This window comes from Nocardioides luteus (assembly GCF_014648595.1).
Lineage (GTDB): Bacteria > Actinomycetota > Actinomycetes > Propionibacteriales > Nocardioidaceae > Nocardioides > Nocardioides luteus.
Genome location: NZ_BMRK01000038.1, coordinates 1 through 6,024, shown reverse-complemented (window position 1 = coordinate 6,024; position 6,024 = coordinate 1). Strand labels below are relative to the sequence as shown.

The 6,024-nt window shown below is 65.9% G+C and carries 7 protein-coding genes; 6 read left to right on the top strand and 1 reads right to left on the bottom strand.

All coding sequences use genetic code 11. The features are described 5' to 3' along the window. Nucleotides 1-350 (top strand): cation:dicarboxylate symporter family transporter (locus tag IEY81_RS23820; protein ID WP_189120986.1); only part of this gene is annotated, 350 nt, incomplete at its 5' end. Nucleotides 351-423: 73 nt separating this feature from the next. Here the strand turns inward: IEY81_RS23820 and IEY81_RS23815 are convergent. Beyond that, nucleotides 424-759 (bottom strand): hypothetical protein, encoded by a 336-nt coding sequence (locus tag IEY81_RS23815; RefSeq protein ID WP_189120985.1) that lies wholly within the window; start codon nucleotides 757-759, stop codon nucleotides 424-426. A 280-nt stretch (nucleotides 760-1,039) separates the two neighbouring features. Here IEY81_RS23815 and IEY81_RS23810 point away from each other — a divergent pair, with 280 nt between their 5' ends. From IEY81_RS23810 to IEY81_RS23790, 5 genes are all read left to right on the top strand, one after another. Continuing rightward, nucleotides 1,040-2,320, top strand: coding sequence for an ABC transporter substrate-binding protein (locus tag IEY81_RS23810; protein ID WP_189120984.1), 1,281 nt, complete (start codon nucleotides 1,040-1,042; stop codon nucleotides 2,318-2,320). Further along, nucleotides 2,317-3,312 (top strand): carbohydrate ABC transporter permease, encoded by a 996-nt coding sequence (locus tag IEY81_RS23805; RefSeq protein ID WP_189120983.1) that lies wholly within the window; start codon nucleotides 2,317-2,319, stop codon nucleotides 3,310-3,312. Before IEY81_RS23810 ends, IEY81_RS23805 begins: the two co-directional genes overlap by 4 nt. Next, on the top strand, nucleotides 3,312-4,151 hold the full coding sequence (locus IEY81_RS23800; protein ID WP_189120982.1) for a carbohydrate ABC transporter permease: 840 nt from the start codon (nucleotides 3,312-3,314) through the stop codon (nucleotides 4,149-4,151). The genes IEY81_RS23805 and IEY81_RS23800 overlap by 1 nt, the downstream gene beginning before the upstream one ends. Before the next feature lie 128 nt (nucleotides 4,152-4,279). Then, on the top strand, nucleotides 4,280-5,374 hold the full coding sequence (locus IEY81_RS23795) for a potassium channel family protein (RefSeq protein ID WP_189120981.1): 1,095 nt from the start codon (nucleotides 4,280-4,282) through the stop codon (nucleotides 5,372-5,374). Nucleotides 5,375-5,565: 191 nt separating this feature from the next. Continuing rightward, the gene (locus IEY81_RS23790) at nucleotides 5,566-5,850 is read left to right on the top strand and encodes a DUF3263 domain-containing protein (RefSeq protein WP_189120980.1); all 285 of its coding nucleotides are present in this window, start codon (nucleotides 5,566-5,568) and stop codon (nucleotides 5,848-5,850) included. Nucleotides 5,851-6,024 lie beyond the last annotated feature (174 nt).

The window sequence follows — 6,024 nt, the reverse complement described above, 5'->3', positions numbered from 1 at the left end:
AGCAGGTCGGTCTGCTGCTGTTCATGATGATCGCCTCCAAGGGCGCCGCCGGCGTGACCGGTGCCGGCCTCGCGACGCTGGCCGGTGGCCTGCAGTCGCACCGTCCGGAGATGGTCGACGGGGTGGGTCTGATCGTCGGGATCGACCGGTTCATGTCGGAGGCGCGTGCGCTGACCAACTTCGCCGGCAACTCGGTCGCCACGGTGCTCGTGGGCCATTGGACCAAGACCGTCGACTACGGCCGGCTCAACAAGGTCCTGGGCGGCCAGGACCCCTTCGACGAGGCCACCATGGTCGACGACCACGCCGCCGCGACACCTCCCGCCGAGGACGAGAAGGCGCTCGTCTAGCCGTCTCGTCCGGCCCCCACGGCGTCAGGCCGTACGCAGCACATCGAGGTGTCGCGTACGGCCTGTTCGTCGTCTAGCGGTTGCGGTAGAGGATGCGCGCCAGCTGGAACGGGGCGACGCGCCAGGAGCCGATCGGCTCGTCGTCGAGGCCGATCCGGCCGAGCGCGGCGACGATCCACGAGAACGCGAAGCAGCCGATGCCTGCCACCGTCCAGATCCCGACCATGCGCCACGACAGGTCGCCTCCGAAGGCCCGGAAGATGCCGACGACGGCACCGACGACCGCGATCGCGCCGATCAGCCAGAAGACGATCGAGCCGATGGCGGCCGCGAGCCGGCCGGCGACGGCCAACGGGTCGCGCGGGGAGTGGTGGTGTGGCCCCTGGTGGGGAGGGTGCGGATAGCTCATTTGGGGGTTGATTCTTGCCTACCGAAAGGGCTCGTCCAACACCGGGCTGGCGGGTCGCCACAGCAGGGGAGCGCGGGCCGGGTAGGGTCCTGCGCATTCTCGGGTGGATGTTCGACAATTTGCTCGGACATCGATGGACCCTAGCGACTAATGTTACGAAGATCACATAACGAGGCGCTGCCTCGTGGACCCTACGCGGCCTGCGTGGCACACCTCCGTGGATCAAACGACGATGGAGGGCGCGATTCCAATGCATGTGCGCAAGTGGCAAATCGGAGCAGTGGCGGCTGGCCTGCTCGCTGTGACCGGCTGCGGTGTGCCTGGCGGTGGCGGCGGCAACAACGATGCCGGCGAGACCAAGGACGGCGACGGCAGCATCCAGATTCTCGGTGCGATCCCCGAGGGCGAGGCCGTCGGCCTCAACGCGGCCCTCAAGACCTTCACCGAGGAGACGGGCATCAAGGTGACCTACACCCCCTCCACGGACTTCACCACCGAGATCCGCACGAAGGTCAACGGAAACGATGCCCCCGACATCGCTCTCTTCCCCCAGCCCGGTCTGGTCAACGACCTGACCGAGTCCGGTGACACGCTTCCGCTCGACGACCTGATGGACGTCGGCTCCCTCGAGGACACCATGATCCCGGGCCTGATGGACTCGGTCGAGATCGACGACAAGACCTACGGCGTCCCGATCCGTGTCTCGATGAAGTCGCTGGTCTGGACCCCGAAGAACTTCGAGCAGTCCGGCTACAAGACCCCGGAGACCTGGGACGAGCTGATGAAGCTCGAGGACCAGATCATCTCCAAGGGCCAGACCCCGTGGTGCCTCGGCGCCGAGGCCGGTGCCGACACCGGCTGGGTCTACACCGACTGGGTCGAGGAGATCGTCCTGCGCCAGGAGGGCCCGGAGTTCTACGACGACTGGGTCGAGCACGAGGTGCCCTTCAACGACCCGAAGATCGTCAAGGCCATCGAGACCTTCGGTGACATCGTCAACAAGCCGAAGAACGTACGCGGCGGTGCCGACGGCACCCTGAGCGAGCCGTTCGGCGACTCGCCGCTGCCGCTCTTCAACGACAAGCCCGGCTGCGAGATGCACCGTCAGGCAAACTTCATCACGACCTTCTTCCCGAAGGACGTCCAGAGCGACCTGGCCGGCAACGTCAACGTCTTCGCGCTCCCCGGCAACATGGAAGGTGGGTTCGAGGGCACCCCGGTGCTCGGCGCCGGTGACATGGCGGTCGCCTTCACCAACGACACCGATGTGGTCGAGCTGATGGAGTACTTCGCCAAGCCCGACTTCGGTGCCGAGTGGGCCCAGTCCGGCGGCTGGCTCTCCCCGAGCGTCGAGTTCGACAACTCGCAGTACTCCGACGAGATGTTCGGCGAGATCGCGGCGCTGCTGCAGGACGCCGACACCTTCCGCTTCGACGGTTCTGACCTGATGCCCGCACAGGTCGGCGCCGGCACCTTCTGGAGCGAGATGAACGCCTTCGTCGGGGGTGAGAAGAGCGCTCAGGAAGCTGCCGACGCGATCGAAAAGAGCTGGCGAGGATGAGCGATGACCCGATCCTGAAGATCGTCAACGGTCTCGTCGCGATCGTCCTGGGCGTCGGCGGCACCGCTGCTCTCTACTGGGTGCTCAACTTCCTGTCAGGCCTCCTGCCGGGCAAGTGGGACAGGCGGATCAAGCCCTACATCTTCATCGGGCCGGCCGTCCTGGTGGTCACGGTCTTCCTGGTCTACCCGGCCGTGATGACGGTGATCTTCAGCTTCGCCGACGCCAACAGCATCAACTGGGTGGGGTTCCAGAACTACGCGGACCTGTTCAAGGACGACGAATTCATCGGCACCCTGCTCAACAACCTGCTCTGGATCCTGATCGTGCCGGCCGGCAGCGTGATCGTCGGCCTGCTCGTTGCGGTCCTGGCCGACCGGCTCAAGGCGCTGCCGGAGCGGATCGCGAAATCGGTCATCTTCATGCCGATGGCGATCAGCTTCGTCGGGGCGAGCACCATCTGGGGCTTCGTCTACGCGACCAGGTTCGCGGAGGACGACAACCAGATCGGGCTCCTCTCGGCGATCACCACCGGTCTCGGCTTCGAGCCGGTCGCGTGGCTCCGTGTCCAGACGGGCAGCCTCAACGACCTGCTGCTGATCGTCATCATGGTCTGGCTGCAGGCGGGGTTCGCGATGGTGCTGCTCTCCTCGGCGATCAAGGGAGTTCCCGACGACACCGTGGAGGCGGCCCGGATCGATGGCGCCAGCGAGCTCCAGATCTTCTTCCGGGTCGTCGTGCCGCAGATCTGGCCGACGGTGATCGTTGTCTTCGTGACCATCCTCATCCTGGTGCTGAAGGTCTTCGACATCGTCTACGTGATGACCGGTGGTCGCGCGGGCACCTCGGTGCTGGCGAACACCTTCTTCGTCGAGCTCTTCGAATTCGGTGACGCCGGTCGAGCGGCGGCGGTCGTCGTGGTCCTGATGATCGCGGTGATCCCGGTGATGATCTACCAGATGCGTCAGTTCAAGAAGCAGGAGGCACGCTGATGAGGCACTTCACCCTGGGTGGCCTCGCCGTCCGCCTCGCCATCGTCCTGCTCTGCGTGCTCTGGTTCATCCCGACGCTCGGCCTGCTGGTCTCCTCGTTCCGCGACGAGGCCGACGTGAAGACGTCGGGCTGGTGGACGGTCGTCACCGACCCGTTCTCCCAGTGGACCCTCGACAGCTATGCACAGGTCCTCGAGAGCGGCATGTCGAACGCCTTCGTGAACTCGATCGTCGTCTCCGTCCCCGCGACGCTGCTGCCGATCATGATCGCCGCCTTCGCTGCGTACGCGTTCACGTTCATGCGGTTCCCGGGACGCAACGTGCTGTTCATGCTGATCGTCGGGCTGCTGGTGGTCCCGCTGCAGGTGGCCTTCGTGCCCCTGCTCAACCTGTTCAGCGACTACGACCTCAACGGCACCTTCCTCGCGGTGTGGCTGGCCCACACCGGGTTCGGGATGCCGCTGGCGGTCTACATCCTGCGCAACTACATGTCGAGCCTGCCCCACGAGATCATCGAGTCGGCAGAGATCGACGGCGCATCCCACTTCCAGACCTTCTGGAAGCTGATCGTGCCGATGTCGGTGCCCGCACTGGCAGCGTTCGCGATCTTCCAGTTCCTCTGGGTCTGGAACGACCTGCTGGTCGCGCTCATTTTCCTCGGGGCGGGTGACAACGAGGTCGTCACGATCACGTTGCGCGACCTGATCGGCGACAAGGGCCAGGAATGGCACCTGCTCACCGCCGGTGCGTTCATCACCATGACGGTGCCGCTGCTCGTGTTCTTCTCGCTGCAGCGTTACTTCGTCCGTGGCCTCACGGCGGGTTCCGTGAAGGGCTGAGCCCACAGGTCCGTACGCTGCGGGCGCCATGTCTCCCCGGAGGCATGGCGCCCGTTCGCGTCGGTGACACGGCGGCGTGGGAGGCACTCATCCGGGAGCGGAGCGAGCCTGGGCTATAGGGTCAGGACGTGGCCGAGACAAGCGCGAACGCCCCCCGATGGGCCGATGCCGAGCAGGTCTCGCTCCCGGAGACGCTGCGCTCGCCGTGGTGGCAGCTCGGGCGCCGCGTGCTGGCGGCGGTGGCGATCCTGGTCGGCACGATGCTGCTGGTCTACTTCGACCGCGACGCCTATGCCGACAACAACGACCCCACCGGCGAGATCAGCCTGCTGGACGCGTTCTACTACACGACCGTCACGCTGAGCACGACCGGCTACGGCGACATCGCCCCCGTCGAGGACCACGCCCGCATGATCAACGCGTTCGTCGTCACGCCGGCTCGCATCGCGTTCCTGGTGCTGCTCATCGGCACCACCCTCGAGGTCCTCACCAAGCAGGGCCGTGACCTCATCCGAGTCGCTCGCTGGAGGAAGAAGATGTCCCAGCACATCGTCGTCGTGGGCTACGGCACCAAGGGCCGTAGCGCCGTCGAGACGCTCATCAGCAGCGGGCTGAGTCCCGAGGAGTTCGTCGTCGTCGACCCCGACCCGGTCGCGCGCTCCGACGCCCACTCCGACGGGATCGCGGTGGTCACCGGTGATGCGACCCGGCGCGACGTACTCATGCGTGCCGGGGTCAAGGACGCCGAGCAGGTCATCATCACCACCAACCGTGACGACTCCAACGTGCTCACGATCCTCACCGTGCGCCAGGTCAACCCGGAGGCATGGATCGTCGCCGCGGCCCGCGAGCGGGAGAACGCACCGCTGATGAAGCAGTCCGGCGCCGACTCGGTGATCACCTCCGCCGACGCGGTCGGTCGTCTCATGGGCCTGTCCACCATCTCGCCGACCCTAGGCTCGGTCATGGAGGACCTGCTCAACTCCGGCATCGGCCTCGAGGTCGCCGAGCGCGACCTGCTGGTCAACGAGGTCGGCAAGCAGCCGCAGCAGCTGGCCGACCAGGTGATCGCGGTCGTACGCGACGAGAAGGTCTTCCGCTACTTCGACCCGGTCGTCGGCACGCTCTCGCGCGGGGACCGGCTGATCGTCGTCCGCGCCGCGAAGGAGCTGCCCTGGGCGCCGCGTCCGGGGACCCACGGCGAAGACACCGCAGACGCCTAAAACAGAAGTCAGCCGCTGGCGTCTCGGGTCACCAGCGGCTGACATGTAAACCATAACCGAGGAAACGGCACGCATCAAAGAGTTGACCTGCACTTATGTGCAAGATCACCCAGAAGGACTATTCGAGGTAGTTCGAGTCGGTGATGCGTGGCGGTTTCGAGGCTGCGCGGAGTGCCTGGGATGATGTACGCATGACCGAGGCGCCCCACAGCCCCGGGTCTGCCGACGAGCAGCCGGGCCTTTCCGAGAACGAGAAGCGACTGCTGGACTTCGAGCGCTCCTGGTGGTCGGCCGGCACGGGTCGTGACGAGGCCGTCCGCGTGCAGCTTGGGATGAGCGCCGCCGACTACCACCGTGCCGTCAACGACCTGATCGACAAGCCCGCGGCCCTCGCCTACGACGGCGTCCTGGTGCGCCGGCTCCGCCGACAGCGCGACGCGCGACGTACCCAGCGCTCGAAGAGCCCCCGCCCATAGCCCACCCGGACTACTCCGGTAGCCCACCCGAATCATTTGCGCTTTCGTGCAATGCAGGTGCTTGCACACCCCAAGGATCCTCGGCTAATGTTCTTCTCGTAAGCCGCTGGTGACCCGAGACGCCAGCGGCTTACTTATCTTTTGGCGAGAAGTCAGCCCCGTCGGCCGAGACGG

Coding starts and splice junctions, on each gene's coding strand:
- IEY81_RS23815 (WP_189120985.1), bottom strand. CDS start 759: ATGAGCTATCCGCACCCTCCCCACCAGGGGCCACACCACCACTCCCCG.
- IEY81_RS23805 (WP_189120983.1), top strand. CDS start 2,317: ATGAGCGATGACCCGATCCTGAAGATCGTCAACGGTCTCGTCGCGATC.
- IEY81_RS23800 (WP_189120982.1), top strand. CDS start 3,312: ATGAGGCACTTCACCCTGGGTGGCCTCGCCGTCCGCCTCGCCATCGTC.
- IEY81_RS23790 (WP_189120980.1), top strand. CDS start 5,566: ATGACCGAGGCGCCCCACAGCCCCGGGTCTGCCGACGAGCAGCCGGGC.